Annotated in this window: 22 protein-coding genes and 1 pseudogene; 12 read left to right on the plus strand and 11 right to left on the minus strand. The window is 73.9% G+C overall.

The annotated features are described in order from the left end of the window. Positions 1-459: 459 nt before the first annotated feature. Genes ACH5A8_RS12175 through ACH5A8_RS12185 form a run of 3 tightly spaced genes read right to left on the minus strand, consistent with a single transcriptional unit; the run spans position 460 to position 2660 of the window. Entirely contained in the window at positions 460-594 is a 135-nt protein-coding gene (locus tag ACH5A8_RS12175) for a hypothetical protein (RefSeq protein WP_399000786.1), read from the minus strand. A gap of 40 nt (positions 595-634) precedes the next feature. Next, the gene (locus tag ACH5A8_RS12180; RefSeq protein ID WP_399001476.1) at positions 635-1858 is read right to left on the minus strand and encodes a GNAT family N-acetyltransferase; all 1224 of its coding nucleotides are present in this window, start codon (positions 1856-1858) and stop codon (positions 635-637) included. A 34-nt stretch (positions 1859-1892) separates the two neighbouring features. Then, positions 1893-2660 carry an MBL fold metallo-hydrolase gene (locus ACH5A8_RS12185; protein ID WP_399000788.1) on the minus strand — a complete coding sequence of 256 codons (768 nt, stop codon included), beginning with the start codon at positions 2658-2660 and terminating at the stop codon, positions 1893-1895. Positions 2661-2763: 103 nt separating this feature from the next. Here ACH5A8_RS12185 and ACH5A8_RS12190 point away from each other — a divergent pair, with 103 nt between their 5' ends. Next, positions 2764-3393, plus strand: a complete 630-nt coding sequence (locus ACH5A8_RS12190) for a CGNR zinc finger domain-containing protein (protein WP_399000790.1) — start codon at positions 2764-2766, stop codon at positions 3391-3393. Positions 3394-3616: 223 nt separating this feature from the next. Here ACH5A8_RS12190 and ACH5A8_RS12195 read toward each other — a convergent pair whose 3' ends face one another. The 3 genes from ACH5A8_RS12195 to ACH5A8_RS12205 all read right to left on the minus strand — a co-directional run bounded on the left by ACH5A8_RS12195 (position 3617) and on the right by ACH5A8_RS12205 (position 5128). Next, the gene (locus ACH5A8_RS12195) at positions 3617-4048 is read right to left on the minus strand and encodes a universal stress protein (RefSeq protein ID WP_399001478.1); all 432 of its coding nucleotides are present in this window, start codon (positions 4046-4048) and stop codon (positions 3617-3619) included. A gap of 116 nt (positions 4049-4164) precedes the next feature. Continuing rightward, complete coding sequence (locus tag ACH5A8_RS12200) at positions 4165-4470, minus strand: hypothetical protein (protein WP_399000791.1); 306 nt, start codon at positions 4468-4470, stop codon at positions 4165-4167. 73 nt (positions 4471-4543) lie between these two features. After that, entirely contained in the window at positions 4544-5128 is a 585-nt protein-coding gene (locus ACH5A8_RS12205) for a hypothetical protein (protein ID WP_399000793.1), read from the minus strand. A gap of 524 nt (positions 5129-5652) precedes the next feature. On the opposite strand from ACH5A8_RS12205, the gene ACH5A8_RS12210 reads away from it, so the two are divergent. Together ACH5A8_RS12210 and ACH5A8_RS12215 are read left to right on the plus strand one after the other, a co-directional pair. Next, on the plus strand, positions 5653-6705 hold the full coding sequence (locus ACH5A8_RS12210) for an Acg family FMN-binding oxidoreductase (protein WP_399000795.1): 1053 nt from the start codon (positions 5653-5655) through the stop codon (positions 6703-6705). Between the two features lie 111 nt (positions 6706-6816). Then, positions 6817-7455: a LysE family translocator gene (locus tag ACH5A8_RS12215; RefSeq protein ID WP_399000797.1), complete on the plus strand. Its 639-nt coding sequence runs from the start codon at positions 6817-6819 to the stop codon at positions 7453-7455. A gap of 384 nt (positions 7456-7839) precedes the next feature. Here ACH5A8_RS12215 and ACH5A8_RS12220 read toward each other — a convergent pair whose 3' ends face one another. Together ACH5A8_RS12220 and ACH5A8_RS12225 are read right to left on the minus strand one after the other, a co-directional pair. Beyond that, entirely contained in the window at positions 7840-8658 is an 819-nt protein-coding gene (locus ACH5A8_RS12220) for an SAM-dependent methyltransferase (RefSeq protein ID WP_399000799.1), read from the minus strand. Positions 8659-8795: 137 nt separating this feature from the next. Then, positions 8796-9410 carry a TetR/AcrR family transcriptional regulator gene (locus ACH5A8_RS12225; RefSeq protein ID WP_399000801.1) on the minus strand — a complete coding sequence of 205 codons (615 nt, stop codon included), beginning with the start codon at positions 9408-9410 and terminating at the stop codon, positions 8796-8798. A gap of 71 nt (positions 9411-9481) precedes the next feature. On the opposite strand from ACH5A8_RS12225, the gene ACH5A8_RS12230 reads away from it, so the two are divergent. Continuing rightward, positions 9482-10099, plus strand: a complete 618-nt coding sequence (locus ACH5A8_RS12230) for a peroxiredoxin-like family protein (RefSeq protein ID WP_399000803.1) — start codon at positions 9482-9484, stop codon at positions 10097-10099. Between the two features lie 228 nt (positions 10100-10327). Here the strand turns inward: ACH5A8_RS12230 and ACH5A8_RS12235 are convergent, their stop codons facing one another. Further along, positions 10328-11098 carry a hypothetical protein gene (locus ACH5A8_RS12235; protein ID WP_399000805.1) on the minus strand — a complete coding sequence of 257 codons (771 nt, stop codon included), beginning with the start codon at positions 11096-11098 and terminating at the stop codon, positions 10328-10330. A 593-nt stretch (positions 11099-11691) separates the two neighbouring features. Here ACH5A8_RS12235 and kdpF point away from each other — a divergent pair. From kdpF to ACH5A8_RS12265, 6 genes are all read left to right on the plus strand, one after another. Further along, complete coding sequence (gene kdpF / locus ACH5A8_RS12240; protein WP_399000807.1) at positions 11692-11781, plus strand: K(+)-transporting ATPase subunit F; 90 nt, start codon at positions 11692-11694, stop codon at positions 11779-11781. A gap of 32 nt (positions 11782-11813) precedes the next feature. Beyond that, a complete protein-coding gene (gene kdpA, locus ACH5A8_RS12245) occupies positions 11814-13508 on the plus strand; it encodes a potassium-transporting ATPase subunit KdpA (protein WP_399001480.1) in 1695 nt (564 codons plus the stop codon). Then, entirely contained in the window at positions 13508-15649 is a 2142-nt protein-coding gene (kdpB, locus tag ACH5A8_RS12250; protein WP_399000808.1) for a potassium-transporting ATPase subunit KdpB, read from the plus strand. Before kdpA ends, kdpB begins: the two co-directional genes overlap by 1 nt. Before the next feature lie 5 nt (positions 15650-15654). Next, complete coding sequence (locus ACH5A8_RS12255) at positions 15655-16362, plus strand: potassium-transporting ATPase subunit C (protein ID WP_399000809.1); 708 nt, start codon at positions 15655-15657, stop codon at positions 16360-16362. Positions 16363-16953: 591 nt separating this feature from the next. Next, positions 16954-17748 carry an SAM-dependent methyltransferase gene (locus ACH5A8_RS12260; protein WP_399000810.1) on the plus strand — a complete coding sequence of 265 codons (795 nt, stop codon included), beginning with the start codon at positions 16954-16956 and terminating at the stop codon, positions 17746-17748. Positions 17749-17881: 133 nt separating this feature from the next. After that, positions 17882-18592 carry a hypothetical protein gene (locus ACH5A8_RS12265; RefSeq protein WP_399000812.1) on the plus strand — a complete coding sequence of 237 codons (711 nt, stop codon included), beginning with the start codon at positions 17882-17884 and terminating at the stop codon, positions 18590-18592. Between the two features lie 254 nt (positions 18593-18846). Here ACH5A8_RS12265 and ACH5A8_RS12270 read toward each other — a convergent pair whose 3' ends face one another. Then, positions 18847-19458, minus strand: a complete 612-nt coding sequence (locus ACH5A8_RS12270) for a TetR/AcrR family transcriptional regulator (protein ID WP_399000814.1) — start codon at positions 19456-19458, stop codon at positions 18847-18849. A gap of 201 nt (positions 19459-19659) precedes the next feature. Here ACH5A8_RS12270 and ACH5A8_RS12275 point away from each other — a divergent pair, with 201 nt between their 5' ends. Both ACH5A8_RS12275 and ACH5A8_RS12280 read left to right on the plus strand, forming a co-directional pair. Continuing rightward, positions 19660-19782, plus strand: coding sequence for a hypothetical protein (locus ACH5A8_RS12275; RefSeq protein WP_399001526.1), 123 nt, complete (start codon positions 19660-19662; stop codon positions 19780-19782). 211 nt (positions 19783-19993) lie between these two features. After that, a complete protein-coding gene (locus tag ACH5A8_RS12280; RefSeq protein WP_399000816.1) occupies positions 19994-20470 on the plus strand; it encodes a nuclear transport factor 2 family protein in 477 nt (158 codons plus the stop codon). Between the two features lie 18 nt (positions 20471-20488). Here ACH5A8_RS12280 and ACH5A8_RS12285 read toward each other — a convergent pair. After that, positions 20489-20709, minus strand: a pseudogene (locus ACH5A8_RS12285) (hypothetical protein); the annotation flags it as partial.

Here is a 20709-nt window from a genome sequence, read left to right on the forward strand (position 1 = left end):
CGTCGATCTTCGCCGCCAGCGTCCGGGGCCGACGGGGCCCGTAAGACGTCCCGGCCTCCTCGGGCCCGTTCGGCTCCGGTTCGGGTTCGGACATGTCGCACCTCTCGTCGAACCCGGGTCGCGGTCGGCCTCCAAGCATGGGCCGCCTGTACGGACCCCCACGCTCGCCGGTCGCGTTCCCGGTGGCACTGCCGCTGGTCATCCTGGCCAAGGCCCTCCCCAGGTCCCCGCGGCGGAACCTGTGACGGAACAGTGAAAGTTGGCGCCGCCGAGCCGCCGAGCCGCCGAGCCGCCGAGCCGCCGAGCCGCCGAGCCGCCGCGCCACCACCGCGTCCTTGGGCTCGTAGGTCGGGCCGTGGCCGCTCAGGGCGAGGTACGCCTCGCAGGAGTGCCAGGCGAAAGCCTCATTCGAGTGTTCAGAGCGAGGGCAGCTTCATCACTCGCCGACTTCGCGGAGTCTCAGCCCATCCGGCGCCGCTCCGCGGCCTGGGGCGACCCGGTGCCGGCGTCGATGTCGGTGCCGGGGCCTACCTTGGTCGCGTGCCGTCCGAAAAGCCGCGCGAGCGACTTGCCCGCTTCCGTGACGAGGTTCACCGACGTGTACCGGAACCCCTGAGGCGGCCGCTTCGGCCGGTCAGAACCAGTGGAGGCAGTGGGGCGTGCGGTCGGTGTGCAGGAACAGGGCGTCGGCCCGGGCGGGGGCGGCGGGGTGGTGGGCGCGTACGCGTCCGGCGCGGACGAGCGTGCTGGGCGCGGTGCCGCCGAGGTAGACCGAGCCCAGGTCGCTGATGTCCAGGGTGAGGTCGGCGGGGCGGTCGGTGGGCCCGCACACGGCGTCGCCCTGGCCGTCGACGGTGAGCCGGTAGCGGTCGGTGGTGGCCAGGAAGGGGTCCTGGACCTCCAGGACGAGTTCGCCGCCGGCCGCGTACCGGCGCGCGGTCAGCGCCCGGGGGACGTCGAGGAGGCGGACCCACAGGCTGTCCTGGGAGGGGCTGGTCCGGGCGGCGCGGAAGTCCTTCAGGCGCCAGCGCAGCGGATGGTCGGGGGACAGGTTGGCGAAGACGGTGGTGTCGACGAGGTCGTGGTCCAGGCAGTAGCGGACCAGCACGTCGTGGACGGCGTCGTCGGCGGCGACCACCTCGTCGACGGTGAGGGTGCGGGTCTGCGTCACGGGGTCGGTGCCGGCCACCGAGTAGCTCGCGTAGCCGTCGGGCACGCCCTGGGCGTCCCGGTGCAGGGCGATGTGCCGCGGCGTGTGCGAGACGGGAGGCCGGCCGGCGCCGGCGGACCACCAGTGCGCCGGGCGGGAGAGGGCGCCCGGCTGGGTGCGCCGGTAGCCGTCGTACACCTCGGCGAGCAGCTCGCCGCTGTCCGCGCGCCGGCGCAGCTCGATCGCGCCCTGGGTCCCGACGGGCACGGCGAAGGCGGAGCGGTGGCTGTCCAGCGACAGCCGCTGGCTGTAGGCGGCGGGTCCGTAACCGAACCGGCGGTAGATCACCGCCTCGCTCGCCAGCAGGACCGAGAGCGTCTCGCCCTCCTCGCGGAACCGCCCCAGCTGGTGCCGCATCAGGGAGGTGAGCACCCCGCGTCGACGGTGGGTGGGAAGGACGCCCACGGTCGTCACGCCGGGAGCGGGCACGGTCGCGCCGCCCGGGAGCGTGAGTTCGAAGGTGTAGGCGCCGGCGGTGCCGACGGGCGCGCCGTCGTGGTCCACGGCGAAGAGGCCGCGGTCCGTCTCGAGCGCCGCCCACCACGCGCTCTCCCCCTCCGCCGGCGGCTGGTGCTGCACCCCGAACGCGGCCGTCAGGGTGCGCAGGAACAGCTCTTGTTCGTTCTCGGTGGTCTTCCGGACGAGCATGGTCTCGCTCACGTTCCTCACGAAGATCTGGCGGTCACAGGGCGGCGGACCGGCCGGGCGGAAGCAGGGTCAGGCGGTCGGCGAGGCCGGCCGCGGCGAAGGCGGCGCGCAGGTCGTCCCTGCCTTCGGTGAAGTGCTCCCAGCTGTCGCAGTGCAGGGGCAGGCAGCGGCGGGCGCCGAGGATGCGGGCGGCCTCGGCGGTCCGGACGCTGTCGAGGGTGAGCAGCGCTCCGTCCATCGCCTTGGTGCGGGCGCCTCCGGCGAAGATCACGGCCACGTCGACGGGCCCGAAACGGTCGGCCACCTGCCGTACCGCCGCCAGGGAGGCGTTGTCGCCGCTGACGTAGACGGTGGGCAGGTCGGGCGCCGTCAGCACGAAGCCGGTGACCTCGCCGCAGACGGGCTCGCACCCCACCGGCCCGTGACGGGCGGGGACTCCGGTGATCCGCAGCGCCGGCGCGCCGTCCGGGCGCGCGAGCTCCGCGTGCGCCCAGGGCGCGAGGGCGCGGGTGCCGCCGCCCAGGCGGGCCGCGGCGTCGGGCGTGCTGAAGACGACCGGGACGGTCGGCAGGAAGGCGCGGCCGGACCGGTCGAGGTTGTCGGCGTGCTGGTCGTGCGAGAGCAGTACGGCGTCCACCGGCCCCAGTTCCTCCGGCCCGAAGGCGGGTCCGGCGGTCTTGGTGAGCACCGACCCGGACGGCGAGGTGTACGAGCCCGCCTGGTCGAAGGTCGGGTCGGTGAGCAGGCGCAGGCCGCCCAGTTCCAGCACGGCGGTGGGGCCGCCGACGGCGCGAAGGGTCATGCTCGACGGCACGATGAGTCCTCTCACGGTAAAGGAGTCGAGAATGCGTGAGAGAAAATCTAGAAGAGGCTCACGGAATACGTCAACGGTTACCATGAGGTCCATGACAGGGAACGCCCGCAGCGCCGCCTCGTCCCCACACCGCCCCGAGCCCCTCCCGCCGGCGCCGGGCGAGGAGCGCTCGCCGGCGCTCGCCCTCGTGAACACGCTGACCACACGCGGCGGAACGCCGGTCGACGAACTCGACACCCCGCGCCGCGCCGCGCGCTGGCTCGCCGACCGGCGCCTCACCGACGACGGCCTGTCCCTCGACGCCGCGGAACTGGATGGGCTGCACCGCCTGCGGCAGGCCGTGCGCGGCCTGTTGGACGCGGCCGTCACGGGCCGTGCGCCGGATGCGCGATGGGTCGAGTCGGTGAACCGGGCGCTGAGCGCCGCACCGGTCACCGCCACGCTCGCCTGGCCCGCCGGAGGGCAGCCGAGCCGGCACACCCGCGTCGCGGCGGACCGGCCCGTCGCCCGCGCCCTGCACCGCCTCGCCGACGACACCGTGTCCCTGCTGTGCGGTCCCGACGCCGAGGCCCTCGCGGCCTGCCCGGCCGACGGCTGCGCCCGGCTGCTCCTGCGCACCCACGGACGGCGCCAGTGGTGCTGCACGCGCTGTGGCGACCGCGTCCGCGCCGCCCGCCACTACGCCCGCCGCCGCGCGGCGGCCGACCTCTCGACGGACTGAGACCGACCATCACATCGCCCCGGACCGCGGCGGCTCCGGCACCCCGGCCCCCGTCGCCCAGGACCGCAGCGGCTCCGGCACCCCGGCCCCCGTCGCCCAGGACCGCGGCGGCTCCGGCACCCCGGCCCCCGTCGCCCGGGGCGTCCGGCCGTGTCGAGCGGGGCGACCACAACGCGGCTTCCCGACGCGGCCCCACGGCATCGGGCTGAACGCGGCGGCCGGTTCAGCGCGTCCCGGCCTCCTCGTCCTCCTCCCGGACCACGACGACCGGGCAGGCCGAGTGCTGGGCGCAGCGCTGGCTGACCGAGCCCAGCACCGCCCGGGCGAAGCCGCCGTGTCCCCGGCGGCCGACGACGAGGACGTCCGCCCCCTGCGAGACCCGGATCAGGACCTCCGACGGATCGCCCTCGACGAGCCGCTCCCGCAACACCGCGGGCCGCTCGTCACCGAAGACGGCGCCGAGCCCTTCCGTGAAGCGCTCGCGGGCCTGGTTGAGATCGAAGTCGGGGTCGACCACCAGCCCGCTCCAGCTCAGCTCCGTCGGAGTGCTCCAGGCATGGACCGCTTCCACGGTCCCGCCCACCAGACGCGCGTACCGCACCGCCCAGCGCAGCGCCGCGTAGGACGCGGGCGAACCATCCACACCCACGACCACTCGGGGCCCCGGCTCACGAGCTTCCACGGTCGCCTCCGCTCGTCACGTCACGGTCGTCCCCGTCTCCACGCTGCCCGCCCCCGCGGCCCGCCGCCAGCCGGAGGAGGCCGGTGGCGTCAGCGGCCCGCGTGCGTCATAGGGGTGGCGGCGCCGAACCGCGCGGCGAGACGCTCGCGCGGATCGGCGCTCGCCCGCGCCGGCCGCGCCGACGTCTCGGGCGCCGGCGGCAGCGGGGCGCGGACACGGAGGGCCGCCTCGGGCAGCATGGCCAGGTCGGCCACCGGACGCTCGTGCGCCTGCACGAGGGCCTCGCGCGGACCCGTACGGCGACCGTCGCACACGACGGCGGTGCGCAGCAGCGGCTCCGACCCGGGCGGCCCCGGCTCGTCCCGCGGGGCCATCAGGTCCGGCTGCCAGGGCACGCGCCGTTCGCGTACGACGGCCAGGTCCAGCGGGCCACGAAGCCCATGGAAGCCCCTTTCGCGGGCGGCCGTGTCAGCCGGTCCTCCGGTCCCACATCGGACCGACGAGGTCCCACTCCGTGCCCCACTGCTCGCAGCGGCGCCTGTCCAGGCGCCACCGGGCGAGGGCCGCCGTACCGCAGACCAGGCCGGACAGGGAGAAGGCGGCCGCCGCGCCGAAGAGGGCGGCCTCGGCGCGTCCCTCGACGGGCGTGGGCGGCTCGGCCGTCAGGGCGCCCCGGCCGTCCTGCCAGACCGTGAGGGTCGTCCCGGAGGACAGACCGCCCGGCACCAGGGTGCGCGCGGTGCGCGTCGTGCCGTCCGGGGAGGTCCAGCGGACCTCGGCCGATGTCCGGGAGCCGTCGCCCGCGGCCGACGGGCTCGGGGGAGCGTCGGTGAGCAGGACGGCCTCGGCGGTGCGACGGTCGGCGCGCTGCCAGGCGAACTCCTGGGCGGCCACCCGCGCCGTCACCGTCCAGACGATCGCGCCGCCGACCAGGATCAGCGCCCACATCACCAGCATGATCCAGGCCTCGACGACGTCCTCGCGGCGGCGCAACCGGTTGTGGCGCGGGCGCCACGGCCACAGCCACTGCCTAGCGTTCGACCTGGCGCTCATCGGTCCTCACCTCCTCGCCTCCCCTGCTTACGACGGTGGCAGGGACGGCGGCGGAACGCATGGGCCCGACAGGCGGAATCCGGCGTCCGAGCGGACCCACCCCGCCCGCCGGAAGGGGCCGAACGGTCCCCGCGGGCCGGGACCAAGGGGCACGGAGGCCCGTCGGCACCCGCTCCCCGTAACCGGTCGATGTGCGGGCACGGGCACGGGCCCCGGCACGGAGACAGCCCCCGGGCGGGCACGGGCCCCGGGCACGGAGACAGCCCCCAGGCGGGTACGGGCCCCGGGCACGGAGACGGACCCGGGCGCGGACGCACCGCGACGACGGACGGACCGCGGGCACGGCGACGTCTCGCACGCGCCCAAGGACTCCACCCGTCACGGGGGGCGCCCGCTCGGGCCACCGGGCCCCTGACCCAGGGCCGGTCGGCTCAAGCGCACCGGCGACGCGGACGCGTTCACTGGTCGCACCGAGGGGGCGGACCTCCGGCATCCCGTGCGGCTGCCGGCCCGAGGAGGCGACGATGCCGACACGACAGCTCGACGCGAGGACGGTGACCGCGCTGGTCGCCGACGCCACGACCGCGCCTTCCATGCACAACGCGCAACCGTGGAGGTTCCGTTACCTGGCCGGCCCGCATGCGCTGCTCCTGCTCGTCGACACGGAGCGCGCCATGCACCGCACGGATCCGGACGGCCGGGCCCTGCACATCGGCTGCGGCGCGGCCCTGCTCAACCTGCGCGCCGCCGCCGCGCACGCGGGCCTCATCGCACGGGTCCGGCCGCTGCCCGACCCGGCGGACCCCCTGCTGCTCGCCGAGGTGCGCTTCGGGCACGACCCGGACGGCGCCGCGCCGGGCGCCGCCGATCTGCGCCGGCTGTATCCGTACCTGGCCCGGCGGCACACCAGCCGGTACCCCTTCGAGGAGGAGGAGCCGCCGGCGCCGGTGCGGGCCGCGCTCCGGGCGGCGGCCGCCCGCGAGGGCGCCGAACTGCTCTTCCCCGGACCGTGGCACATCGACGCCGTGCTGGAACTCGTCCACGACGCGGAGAGCCGCGACGCTCTGGATCCGTCCGCCGCCGAGGACCTGACGCGCTGGACCAGGCGCGGGCCTTGGGCCGCGTCCGCCGTCGACGGCGTCCCGGAGTACGCCTTCGGTCCGACCCGCCGGGACGGCAAGGCCCCGCTGCGGGACTTCGCGGGCCGCCACCGTGCGCCCGGCCGCGACAGCTCGTCCTTCGAGGAGCACCCCCGTCTGGCCGTGCTGAGCACGCCCGGCGACAGGCCCGCCGACTGGCTGGTCGCCGGCCAGGCACTGGAACGCGTCCTGCTGGAGGCCACGGCCGCCGGCCTCGCCACCTCCCTGACCTCCCACCCGCTGGAGAGCCCCGACCTCCGTCTGCTCGCCCGCGATCCCGTGTCGGGCCACGGCCACGTCCAGATGGTGCTGCGCCTCGGCTACGGCCCTCCCGGCCCCGCGACACCACGTCGCCCCGTCACGGATGTCCTGGAGGTCGCGGAAGCCGTGGAAGTCATGGGGATCGCGGAAGTCGTGGAGGACGCGCCGGGAAGGTGACCTCGCAAGCGCAGCGGACCACAGCGGACGGCGGCGGGCTGCACACCGACCGCCGTCTCACCCAGTGGAATTGCTTCACCCCGTCGCCTTCCCGCCATCAGCATGACTGCCATGGTGGACACTTCCCTGTACACGGCTTTCCTGGTCGCCGCCTTCGCGCTCTGCGTCACTCCGGGCCCCGACATGATGTTCATCGTGGCCATGGGCGGGCGCGGCGGACCGTCCACGGGCGTGATGGCCGCGCTGGGGGTCGCGTTCGGCGCACTGGTGCACGCGGTGGCCGCCATGCTCGGCCTGTCGGCGCTCTTCCTGTCGCTGCCGGTGCTGTACCACGTGCTGCGCTGGGCCGGTGCGGCCTACCTCCTCTACCTGGCGGTCAAGGCCTTCCGCGACCGCTCCGGACTCGGACTCGACGACGAGGGGACGGCCGCGACTCCCGGCCCCACCAAGCTCCGTGCCTTCGGACAGGGAGCCGTCACCAACCTGCTGAACCCGAAGGTGATCCTGTTCAACGTCGCCTTCCTGCCGCAGTTCGTGAACCCGAGCCGTGGCCATGTGATGGGTCAGCTCCTGGTCCTCGGCCTCACGCTCGTGCTCCTGGGGCTCGCCGTGGACGCCTCGATCGGCCTGTCCGCCGGCCGGCTCTCCGCGATGCTGCGGCGCAGCCGCCGGATGGCCCGCGGGCTCGACCTCTTCAGCGGCACGGTCTTCGCGGGCCTGGCCGTACGGCTCGTCGCCGCACCGAAGTAGCCGGCCCGCGTCCCGGTGACCGCTCAGCGGTGATCGGTGAAGACCACCGCCCCGCCCTGGACGGCCACTTCGTCGATCAATACGGCAGGACGTCGCCGGCCGAGACCTCCATGTCGACGTCACGCAGGATCCACCGCCCGCCGCCGTACGGCTTGCCGACCGCCTCACAACGCGACAACGCGACTCCTCCCCGTGGCCCGCGGCTCACGTGCCGGTCCTCAGTCTGACGGACAGGCGGTCCCGGCCCGGGGCCGGTCGTGGCTCGACGGAGCGGCGCGCCGGCGCGGGCCGCCGCCCCCGGCGATCCGCGCGTACCCGGGGCTTTCCACGGGGGCGCGTCCTTCGACGACGGCGAGTGGCCGATCTTCTGACGGGACGGGACGTCTAAGGCTTTCGGGCCAGTCCGGCGGCGATGAGGCGTTCCCAGACGGTGAGTTCCCGCCCGGCGGCGCCGATCCGCGGGTTGTCGACCACGTCGGGCCGCCACAGGGACGCGGGGACCACCCCGGGCTCGAGGATCTCCAGACCGTCCAGCAGGGCCTCGATCTCCGCGTCGGTGCGCCACCGGCCACGGCCGAAGGTCTGCTGGAGGACCTTCTCGGCCTCCGCCGTCTCCGGGTTGTTGCCGGAACGGAAGTGGCTGACGAAGAAGTAGCTGCCCGAGGGCACGCGATCGCGCCAGTAACGGACGATGCCGGCGGGGTCCTCCGCGTCGTTGACGTGGTGGAGGATGGCGCTGAAGACGACGGCGACGGGGCGGTCGAAGTCGATCAGAGCCCGGGTGTCCGGGTGCACGAAGACGCCCTCCGGGTCGCGCACGTCGACCGGGACGACCCGGGTCCGGTCGTTCTCCTCCAGCAACGCGCGCCCGTGGACCAGCACTTGAGGATCGATGTCGACGTACACGACCCGGGACTCCGGGGCGTGCCGCTGCGCCACCTGGTGGACGTTGTCGGCGGTCGGCAGACCGCTGCCGAGGTCGATGAACTGCCGTATCTGGGTGGTCGTCACGATCTCCCCGATCGCCCGGGTCAGAGCCGATCGGTTGGCGAAGGCGATCGCCACCGAACCGGGGAGGTCACGCTTGAACACGTCGCCGATCTCCCGGTCCACGGCGTAGTTGTCCTTGCCGCCGAGCAGGTAGTCGTAGACGCGGGCGATACTGGGCTTGCTGGGGTCGATGGAGGAGCCGTGATCCGTCATGGCGACCATCCTTCCCACAACACCGCTCGCTGACCACACGTTTGAACGTGTTGGCGCCTCCGTGAACGTGTGGGCGCCGGCGCGGCGTCCGCGTGCCGGGCCGGCTTCCCGGCGGCGCGGCCCGGGGCCGGGCGGTCTCAGATGCCGAGGCCGTCGAGCAGCAGGTCGAGCCCGCCCAGGAACTCCTGGTCGGCGCCGACGTTCCGGGCGTCCCGGGCGGTCTCGGCCATGTACGGGAACTCGTCGGGCGGCAGCTTCGCGATGGCCGTCGTGCCCGGACCGGACAGGGGCCCGAGCTGCTCCAGCTGGATCGCCCCGATGACAAGACTGAGCAGCCCGCGCAGGGCGACCACCCGCCGCTCGCCCTCGACACCGGCCTCGGTGAGCACCGCGAGCACCGTCTCCGACCAGCGCAACACGCCCAGGGCGTGGTGGCGGTGGGTGACGGTGAGGGGCACGACCTCCGGATGGGCGCCCACGGTGTCGCGCAGCCGCCGGGCCATGACCCGGATCCGCTCGCGCGATGAGGCGGCCGGATCCGGCGATTCGGTGTCCACGGCGCTCAACACGCGTTCGACGACCAGTCGTTCGAGTTCATCGCGGTCGTGCACGTACCGGTAGAGGCCCATGGTGCTCATGCCGAGCTCCTGGGCGACGGCGCGCATCGAGAGCCCGGCGAGCCCGTCGCGGTCGATGACGGCGAGGGCGGCCGAGGCGAGTCGGTCGGGGGAGAGGGAACGCGGTCGTGGCATGGCGGTTGACAGCGTACGGCATACGCTTACGCTGGTAGGCGTACGGCATACGCCTACGGAGGGGGATACCCATGCGCAGGACCCGCGGTCCGGTGGAGCCCGGCTCCACCGTCGACCGACGCACGCTCACCACCGTCGCCGGCGATCAGGTCGCCGTTCCCGACCCCGACCGTCTGGTCCACCTCCAGTTCCGGCGCTTCGCCGGCTGCCCGGTCTGCAATCTGCACCTGCGGTCGGTGGTGCGGCGGCACCGCGAGATCGTGGCCGCCGGCGTCCGCGAGGTCGTGGTCTTCCACTCGCCCGCCGAAGAGCTGGCGCCCCACACCGCGGAACTCCCGTTCGCCGTCGTCGCCGACCCGGCCAGGCTGCTGTACGCGGACTTCGGCGTGGAACGCTCGTCCCGCGCCCTGCTCGACCCGCGCGTCTGGGGACCGATCACGCGGGCGGTCCTGAGCGGCGCCTGGAACGTGGTGCGGGGGCGGGAGCGCCTGCCCTCCACCAGCCCGCACGGCGGCCGGCTTGGCCTCCCCGCCGACTTCCTCGTCGCCCCCGACGGCCGCGTGCTGGCCGCCAAGTACGGCGAGCACGCCTACGACCAGTGGCCGGTCGACGAACTGCTGGAACTGGCGGCCCGGACCGACACCCGGCCCACCGGCCGGGCCGCCGAGGCCGAGGCCGAGGGCCGGTAGGCGGACGGCGGACGGCGCGGTCGGGCGGGACCCGGGCTCGGTGTGCGGATCGGAGGCCTGGGCTCAGGCCGGCACGGACCACCACAAGCGGTGCGCTGCGCGGCCGGATGCCGGTCCACGTCGTCGCCACGCATCCGGCGGCCAGAGTGAGCGCCCCGGGGCGGGGCGGCCGGCGAGGAAGCGGGCACGGCCCCGGGACCGGACAGGGCCGGGACGGCCGGGGCGCGGTCAGACGCGGCCGATCTCCCTCGGCAGTTCCAGGGCGAGGACGCGGTCGGCGTACACGAACGTCTCGAACTTGGCGCCGTCCGGCACGTCGGGGGCGGACTCCAGCCGCTCCAGCGCGTCCAGGACCGCGGGGGTGTCCAGGTCGTCGTCGAACGCCGTCCGCAGGCGTCGTACGGTGGCCTCGTGCATCGGCCGCGAGGGCGTGTCCGCCCAGGCCGCGATCCGCTCCCGCCAGCGGGCCAGCGTCGCGCGGGCGTCGTCCAGCGCCCGCGCGGTGAGTCCGGCCGCCCGGGCGTGCGGCCGGCCGAGGAGGGCCAGACGCACCGCCAGCGGATCGGCTCCGTCGGCGGTCAGCGCGTCGAGGCCGTCCGGGGCCTCGACGGGCCCGACACCGACCCGCAGGGCCGCTCCCGCCTCCTCGTCCGGGGCCGAGGGGGACAGGACGCGTACGTCGACGGGCCCGCCGAACGGCGCGAGGGACGCCGCGTCGGGCGTGCGCACCGCGGGCGGATGGATGCCCCACCGGGCGGCGGCCCGGGCCAGGGCCCGCGCCCGCTCCTCGGGCACGGGACGCTCCACACAGCCCGTGATCACCTGGAGGTCCTGCAGCTCCGCGATGCGGAACAGCACGTCCGCGGTCAGCAGGGCCCGCAGGTCGCCGATGTCGTCGCGGCGGTCCACGGCCGCGGGGTGGACACAGACCCGCAGCAGCCCGCCGGGACCGCGCTGGATCGGGGTGGGGACCTGGGACCGGGCATCGATGAGGTGCACGCCGTCCTCCTTCCCGCACCACCGTAGCCGTCACGGGACCCGGATCCCGGAAAGCGCCCGCCCGGCGCGGTGCGGCGACCGCGCGTGGGATCGACGTCGCACGCGAACGGACGCCCGCGGTGAAGGGCGTCCCGAGGCGCGCCGTCCATGCGGCGGCGCGCCCCCGCCGACATGCCGGCCGCCTCCGGACCTCGGCCATGTGTGAGGTCCCGCGAGAGACTCCCGAGTCGGAACGAAGCAGACGTATGAGGCATCGGGGGAACACATGCGGCGCGGCGAGAGGCGTGTGCGGCGGCACGGCAGACACACGTGTGTGCCGGGCGGAGTCCGTCGCGGGGGCGTGTGTTCCGGTCGCCGCGGCGTCGGCGCCGGTGCGCCAGGCCGGGGCCGTAAGAGCCACGTCAAAGCCGTGCGGGCCGCCGTAAGAGAGCCGTCAACGGCGGTCATTTCCGGCCGTGGTGGCGTTTTCCTCTAAGGGTCCGTTCCGATCGCACCTCACTCCAGGAGCTCACGATGGCCGATGCGGCCTTCGTCGTCACCGTGCTCGCGGCCTTCGCGCTGGTGGCTTTCATCGCCAAGGGGGTGACGAAGCTGTGACCGCCGCGAACATCGTCGGCCTGGTCGTGGCCGTCGCCCTGCTGGGCTATCTCGTCCTCGCCCTCGTCTTCCCGGAGAGGTTCTGACGGTGACATCAGCCGCTGTCGCGACGGGCGACATGGGTCCCGTACCGGCAGGAGTGCTCCAGCTGCTCGCCCTGGCGGGCGCGCTGGCACTCGTCCACGTCCCCTTCGGCGCCTACATGGCCCGGGTCTACTCCACGAAGAGACACCTGCGGGTGGAGAGATGGATCTACAAGGGCATCGGCGCCGACCCCGACACCGAGATGACCTGGCCCGCCTATCTGCGCGCGGTCCTCGCCTTCTCGGCCGTCGGCGTCCTCTTCCTCTACCTGCTGCAACGCGTGCAGGGCGTGCTGCCCGGCTCGCTCGGATTCTCCTCCGTGGACCCGGCGCAGTCGTTCAACACGGCCGTGTCCTTCGTGACCAATACCGACTGGCAGTCGTACTCCGGCGAGCAGACCATGGGGCACGTCGTGCAGACGGCCGGTCTGGCCGTGCAGAACTTCGTCTCCGCGGCCGTCGGCATGGCCGTCGCCATGGCCCTGGTGCGGGGCTTCGCCCACCACCGCTCCCGGCGGCGCGAGAGCGACGGGACCTCGCGCACGGGCGAACTCGGCAACTTCTGGGCCGACCTGGTGCGCGGCACCCTGCGGATCCTGGTGCCGGTCGCCGCCCTCGCCGCTGTCGTGCTGGTCGCCTGCGGCGTCCTGCAGAACTTCTCCGGCATCCACGAGGTCGGCCGGTTCATGGGCGGCGCGCAGCAGTGGAACGGCGGCGCGGTCGCCTCCCAGGAGGCCATCAAGGAGCTGGGCACCAACGGCGGCGGCTACTTCAACGCCAACAGCGCCCACCCCTTCGAGAACCCGACCCCCTTCACGAACCTCTTCGAGGTCTTCCTCATCCTCGTCATCCCCTTCTCGCTGACCCGCACCTTCGGCCTGCTGGTCGGCTCGGTGAGGCAGGGCTACGCGATCCTCGCCACGACGGCCACCATCTGGCTGGGCTTCACCGCCCTGATGATGTGGACCGAGTTCGCCCACCACGGCCCGGCCCTCCAGGCCGCCGGCGCCGCCATGGAGGGCAAGGAGGTCCGCTTCGGCGTCGGCGGCTCCTCGATCTTCGCGGTGGCCACGACGCTGACCTCGACCGGTGCGGTGGACTCCTTCCACTCCTCCTTCACCGGGCTGGGCGGCGGAATCGCGATGCTCGGCATGATGCTGGGCGAGATCGCGCCCGGCGGCACCGGCTCCGGCCTCTACGGCATCCTCGTCATGGCGGTCGTCGCGGTGTTCGTCGCCGGTCTGATGGTCGGCCGCACACCCGAGTACCTGGGCAGGAAGATCGGCGCGCGCGAGATGAAGTTCGCCGCGTGCTACATCCTGGTCACCCCCGCGCTGGTGCTCGTCCTCACCGCGGTCTCCATGGCCCTGCCGACGCCCCCGCACTCCATGCTCAACTCCGGCGCGCACGGCTTCTCCGAGATCCTGTACGCCTTCACCTCCGCGGCGAACAACAACGGTTCGGCCTTCGCCGGCCTGAACGCGAACACCGACTGGTTCAACACCATGACCGGGCTCGCGATGCTGCTGGGCCGCTTCCTGCCGATGGTGTTCGTCCTGGCGCTCGCCGGCTCGCTCGCCGGACAGCGGCCGGTGCCGGTGACCGCGGGCACCCTGCGCACCGAGAAGCCGCTCTTCGCCGGCCTGCTGGTCGGCGTGATCCTGATCGTCACCGGGCTCACGTACTTCCCGGCGCTGGCGCTGGGCCCGCTCGCGGAAGGGCTGGCGTGATGACCGTCGACACACCGAGGACAGACGGGAAGAAGCAGAACACCATGTCCACCACCGCCCTCGCCCCCCACCAGGACACGGCGACCGGTCGGGGACCCGGCCGGGGCCGCGTCCGGGCAGGCCTGTTCGACCCCGCGCAGCTGCTCGGGTCGCTGCCCGAGGCGCTCCGCAAGCTCGACCCCCGGGTGATGGTCAAGTCGCCCGTGATGTTCGTGGTGTGGACCGGCTCCGTGCTGACCACCGTCTTCTCCGTCACGGACCCGGGTGACTGGTTCGGCTGGGCGATCAGCGCCTGGCTGTGGCTGACCGTGCTCTTCGCCAACCTGGCGGAGGCGGTCGCCGAGGGCCGCGGCAAGGCGCAGGCCGACACCCTGCGCAAGGCCAGGACCGACACCGTCGCCCGCCGACTGCGCGGCGACGGCTGCGAGGAACAGGTGCCGGGCACCGCGCTGACCGTCGGGGACCTCGTGGTCTGCGAGGCCGGCGACACCGTCCCCGGTGACGGCGACGTCGTCGAGGGCGTCGCCAGCGTCGACGAGTCGGCGATCACGGGCGAGTCCGCGCCGGTCATCCGTGAGTCCGGCGGCGACCGGTCCGCGGTGACCGGCGGGACGAAGGTGCTCTCGGACCGCATCGTCGTCCGGATCACGACGAAGCCCGGCGAGACCTTCATCGACCGGATGATCGGCCTGGTGGAGGGCGCGGCCCGGCAGAAGACGCCGAACGAGGTCGCGCTGAACATCCTGCTGGCCTCGCTGACCGTCGTCTTCCTGCTGGCGTGCGCCACACTGCCGCCCCTCGCGGACTACGCCGGCGCCCGTCTGACGATGGTGGTGCTGGTGGCCCTGCTGGTCTGCCTGATCCCGACCACCATCGGCGCCCTGCTCTCCGCGATCGGCATCGCGGGCATGGACCGGCTGGTGCAACGCAACGTGCTGGCGATGTCGGGCCGGGCGGTGGAGGCCGCCGGTGACGTGTCGACCCTGCTGCTGGACAAGACCGGCACCATCACCCTGGGCAACCGCCAGGCGGCCGAGTTCGTCGCGGTGGGCGGCGCGACCGAGGCGGAGGTCGCCGACGCGGCCCAGCTGTCCTCCCTGGCCGACGAGACGCCCGAGGGCCGCTCCGTGGTCGTCCTGGCGAAGGAGAGGTACGGCCTGCGCGAGCGGCCCGAGGGCGAGCTGGCGCACGCCGAGTGGATCGCCTTCACCGCCCAGACGCGCATGTCGGGCGTCGACGTCGGCGGCCGCGAGGTCCGCAAGGGCGCCGCCGCCTCGGTCGTCGCCTGGGTCGAGGAACGGGGCGGCGAGGTCGCCGAGGACGCCGCCGCCGTCGCGGACCGCGTCTCCGAGGCCGGCGGCACCCCGCTCCTCGTCGCCGTCCACGACACCGACGGCGCCCGCGTCCTCGGCGTCGTCCACCTGAAGGACGTCGTCAAGGACGGCATGCGGCAACGGTTCGAGGAGCTGCGCCGGATGGGCATCAGAACCGTCATGATCACGGGCGACAATCCACTGACCGCCAGGGCGATCGCAGAGGAGGCGGGTGTCGACGACTTCCTCGCCGAGGCCACTCCCGAGGACAAGATGGCCCTCATCAAGCGGGAGCAGGCGGGCGGCAGGCTGGTCGCGATGACCGGTGACGGCACCAACGACGCCCCGGCGCTCGCGCAGGCGGACGTCGGCGTGGCGATGAACACCGGCACGTCGGCCGCCAAGGAGGCCGGCAACATGGTCGACCTCGACTCAGACCCGACCAAGCTGATCGAGATCGTCGAGATCGGCAAGCAACTCCTCATCACCCGCGGAGCGTTGACGACGTTCTCCATAGCCAACGACGTGGCCAAGTACTTCGCGATCATCCCGGCGCTGTTCGCGGCGGTCCACCCGGGCCTGGCGGCGCTGAACATCATGCGGCTCTCCTCGCCCGACTCCGCCATCCTGTCGGCCGTCGTCTTCAACGCGCTGATCATCCTGGCGCTGGTGCCGCTGTCCCTCAAGGGCGTGCGGTACCGGCCGGTCAGCGCCGACCGGATGCTGCGGCGCAACCTCGCGATCTACGGCCTCGGCGGCCTGGTCGCCCCCTTCGTCGGCATCAAGATCATCGACCTGCTCCTCTCCCTCGTCCCCGGGATCGGCTGACCGCCATGAACAACTCCCTCGTGAACACCGCCCGGTTGATGGGCGCCGGCCTGCGAGCGCTGCTGGTGCTGACCCTGGTCACCGGTGTCGTCTATCCGCTGGTCGTCACCGCCCTGGCCCAAGGGCTGTTCCGCGACGCGGCGAACGGCTCCGAGATCCAGGCGCACGGAAGGGTCGCCGGCTCCGCGCTGATCGGGCAGCCCTACGACCTTCCCCTGAAGAAGGGGCAGCAGACCCCCGAACCCGACCTCAGGTGGTTCCAGGGCCGCCCGGCGGACGGGCTCGGTGTCAACAGCCTCAACACCCGCTACCGGCTGCTCGTCTCCGGCGCGACCAACCTGGCCGCGGACAGCGGGGCCGTGGGCGGCGAGTGCCCCGCCGCGCCCGCGGACGGCACGCTCTGCGCCCAGGTGCTCGCCGCCAGGGCCGCCGTGGTGAGGGACAACTCGGTCCCCGGCCACACCGTCAGGCCGTCGGACGTCCCCGCCGACGCGGTGACCTCCTCCGGCTCCGGCCTGGACCCGGACATCTCCCCGCGGTACGCCGAACTCCAGGCGCCCCGAGTCGCGCTGAGGAACGGCCTGCCCGTCGCCCGGGTGGAGAAGCTCATCGAGCAGCACATCGAGGGCCGCACCCTGGGCTTCATCGGCGAGCCGCGGGTCGACGTCCTCCGACTCAACATCGCGCTCGGGGACCTCACGGCGCGGCGGTGACACCGTCCAGTCCGCCAACGCCACCGTCCACATCGTCGACACCGTCCTGATGCCCACGCAGTGACATCCCGCGGCCCGGGGCGCCGTGCCCGTCCGGCCCCGGCACCGGCCGGGCGGGCACCGCGCCCCGGGCCGCGGGGGAGTCGGACCCGGCCGGACGGACGGCCGCCCGCACGGCCGTCATCGGCAGCTCCGTGGCCGGACTGACCGCCGTCCACGCGCCGGGCCGCGCCCACCGGCCGGACCAGGACGCCCGCGCGGCGCGCAACGCCCCAGACCGGCGGCCTGCCCACGCACCACAGCGGACCCCCGGCCACTCCGTCTACCACTACGAGCACAACGCCCACATCGCCGGCGACGGCGGCTCCCACACCTGGGACAGCACCGCATCCCGGGCCGACGACATCAGCTGGTTCGCGGCCTCGCCACCGGGCCTGACTCCCGCACCACCCCACCCGCAGCACGGCCGGTCCGCCTCACCTGCGAGGCGCCCGGCCGCGGCCCCAACTGCGCTTACTGACACGGCGGATACTGTGCGAGACTGCGGTGATCGATCCACCTGCCTGATCCACTCGCACGACGGAGTCCGCCATGGCGACCGGCACCCCCGACATCCCGTCCCAGCAGATAGACACCAGCAAGGCCCACCCGGCCCGCGTGTACGACTGGCTGCTCGGCGGCAAGGACAACTACCCCGTGGACGAGGCGGTCGGCCGGGCGCTGCCGCCCCAGGCGCACGACGCGGCCCGGCAGAACCGCGAGTTCATGCACCGCGCCGCGGCCTGGCTCGCCGCCCGGGGCCTGGACCAGTTCCTGGACATCGGCACCGGCATACCCACCGAGCCGAACCTGCACCAGATCGTCCAGCGCACCGTGCCCGCCGCCAAGATCGTCTACACGGACAACGACCCGATCGTGCTGCGGCACGCCGAGGCGCTGCTGATCAGCCGCCCCGAGGGAACCACCGACTACATCCAGGCCGACGTGCGTCGACCGGACGAGATCCTGGAACACGCCCGCAAGGTCCTCGACTTCGAGCGGCCCGTAGTGCTGTCGCTCATCGCCCTGATGCACTTCGTCCCCGACGACCAGGACCCCCACGGGATCGTCGGCGGTCTCGTCTCCGCGCTCCCGTCGGGCAGCTACCTCGTCCTGTCGCACGCCGCCTCCGACCTGCATCCCGAACTGGCGCAGCGGGTCACCGCCGAGTACGCCAAGGGAGGCATCCGGCTCGGCTTCCGCACCCGCCCGGAGGTCGCCCGCTTCTTCGACGGCCTCGAACTGGTCGACCCCGGCCTGGTGACGGCCACCGAATGGACCCAGACGCCCTCGGCGCCGCAGCCGGAGGACAGCGGGATCTACGCCGCCGTCGCCCGCGTCCCCTGACCCGGCCCGCCCCGAGAGACGCCCGGGCGAACCGGCCGGCCACCGTGACGGACCCGGCGGCCGGCCGCCCGGCGTGAGGAGCGGAGCGGAAACGTGTCGACGGCGACGGGCCGTTCAGGCGATGATCCACGGCGTGACGAGGACGAAGCGTTTCCCGGTCGGGGCGGCTGCCCGCAACAACGCCGAGTGGTGCGCCGTGATGTGCCGATCGCACGGCCTGGACAGCGAGTTCGGGCGGCAGATGTGGACGGCTCCGGTCCGCACGCCGCCGTACTACCCCGACGCGGTGACGCTGGCGCCGGGCTGCGACGCCGACGCCCTGCTGGCCCGGATCGACACCGGGACGCCCGGCGCCGGCGTCAAGGACAGCTTCGCCGACCTCGACCTCACCCGCGCCGGATTCCGGGTGCTGTTCGACGCGCAGTGGATCCACCGTCCCGCGGGCGCTTCGGCCGTCGCACCGGACCTCGCCTGGGACGTGGTCGGCAGCCCGCGGGAACTGCGCGCCTGGGCGCTCGCCTGGGACGAGGGGCAGGGCGAAGCCGGCCTGTTCCGGCCCGGGTTGCTCGACGACCCGGCCACCTCCGTGCTCGCCGGACGCTCCGCCGACGGCCGCGTGGCCGCCGGGGCGGTGGCGAGCCGCGGCGACCACGCGGTCGGGATCTCCAACGTGTTCGCCCTGGACGGCGGAGCCGACAAGGCCTGGCCGGGGGTGCTGGAGGCGGTGCACCGCCTCTTCCCCGGCCTGCCCGTCGTCGGTTACGAACACGGCGCGGATCTGTCCGCCGCGCTGCGCCACGGATTCGAGGCGATCGGCCCTCTGCGCGTCTGGCTGCACGGCTGACCCCGCGCCCTGCGCGGCGCGGTGACGCAGGCGGCCGGCCCGCGCGCCCGGCACCGGCTGGGAACGCGTACGCACCGGCCGGAGGCGTGTACGCACGGGGCGGGTGCCGGCGTGCGCGCAGTGGCGGGCCGCCTGCCGTGACGTCCGCCGTGGCGCGCGGCCGACCAGGCGGGCGCGTGCCGTGACGTCCGCCCCGGCGGAGCCGGCCGGTGGGGCCGGGCCCGAACCCGTTCCTGTGCGCGCCGGGGCCGGGATCAGGCGTCGGGGACGAGGGCGCGCCAGCCGGTCTCGAGCAGGTCGAAGGCGCGGGTGACGGCCTCGCGGACGTCGGCGTGACCGCGGGCGGCGCGGGGGACTTCGAGGGCGAAGTGGGCCAGGGCGGTGCAGGCGGGATCGTCCGCGGCGAGGCCGCTCTCCTCGGCGATGACCCGGGCCAGGGCGGCGGTGTGCCGCAGCCACATGGCCTGGACGTAGTCGCGCAGAGCCGGGGTGTCGTTCACCAGATCGAAGAAGGCCGTGAAGCGGGGGTCGCTGTCCGCGGTGGCCATGCGGTGGCGCAGCGCGTGCTCGCGCAGGGCCGCGGGGACGGACTGCCCCGTGGGGCGTTCGCGTACGGCGGCGAGCAGCCGGGCCTCCTGGTCGGCGTCCTCGTCGAAGACGAGGGCCTCCTTGACCGGGAAGTGCTTGAACAGGGTGGTGGTCGACACATCGGCGGCGTCCGCGATCTCACGGATGCCGACGTCGTCGTACCCGCGCTCCAGGAACAGGCGCAGGGCGGCGTCGGCGATGGCCTGTCGGGTGGCGGCCTTCTTGCGCTCACGGCGCCCCATCGCCACGGGCGCGGAGCCGGACTCGGTGTCGGTCATGCCCGGAAGCCTACCTCCCAGGTTGGGCGAGTTCAAAAGTTGAGTCGTCGCACTTATTGGCTCGGTGTTCTTTTCTCTGGAGCGGCGGCCGTGAGGCACCGCCCGGCCGCCCGTCTCCCTTCCTCCTGCCCCAAGGGAGCGATCAGCCATGTCCGTCGCTGCTCCTCCCCCCGCCCCCGCCGAGCCTCCCGTGCCGAGGAAGTGCGCTGGACGCTGCTCGGCGTGATGCTCGCGGTGCTGCTGTCGATGCTCGACAACATGGTGGTGAGCACCGCCATGCCCACGATCGTCGGCGACCTCGGCGGCCTGGAGCACATTCCCTGACCACGGCCGACTGACACACGTCCGATCGGGGGGCCCGCACCCGAACGGCGGCCCCCCGACCGGCGGTGCCCGGCCCGACCGGCGACCCGCCCCCACGGCCCGACCGGCGACTCTCCAGCCCGGCCGGTGACTCCGCGGCCCCACCGACGACTTCACAGCCGTCCGCCACCGTCCTTGACCTGAAGGGCACTTGAGGAAGGAGGCTCGCTCCATGGACACCGAAGAGATGCAGCGACAGCTGCGGATGCTGACCGACCGCGCCGACATCACCGATCTGATGGACCGCTACCTGCGCTCCCTCGACGACGGGGTGTTCGACGAGGACTGGGCCCGCGCGTTCCACACCGAGGACGTCACCGCGGAGATGCCCATCGGCACCGTCCACGGCCGCGACGCCCTCCTGGACCGCATCCGGCGGGGCATGGCGCTGTTCGACCGGACCGTGCACCTGGGCGCCGACCCGGTGATCGAGATCGACGGGGACCGGGCCGCCGTCCGCGGCGCCCAGGTGAGCACCCACGTCCTGGCGGACGGCTCGGACGGCGTCTTCGTCTCCGCCGGCCACACCGAAACCGAACTGGTCAGGACGGCCGACGGCTGGCGGATCTCGGCCTCGGCGCTGCGGGTGGTGTGGACCCAGGGCCGCCCTCCCCGGCTCCCGGACCCGATCGCCGCCCCCATGTCCTAGAAATCCGGACGTCGGCCGTCAGTCACCCCGCACCCACGGCCGCAGTTTCTCCGGGTTGCGGACGGCCCAGACGCGGGACACCCGTCCGTCGGCGACGTCGAACGAGGCCACGGTCACGACCACACCGGCGCGGCGGGGCCCCCCCCCCCCCCCCCCCCGGCACCGCCCCGCACGCGGAGGTCTTGCCCCGCACCAGGGGGAGCCCGCGCCACAACACAAAGCGGTAAGGGCCCCGCCCC

The organism is Streptomyces sp. NPDC018610 (assembly GCF_044391765.1).
Taxonomy (GTDB): domain Bacteria; phylum Actinomycetota; class Actinomycetes; order Streptomycetales; family Streptomycetaceae; genus Streptomyces.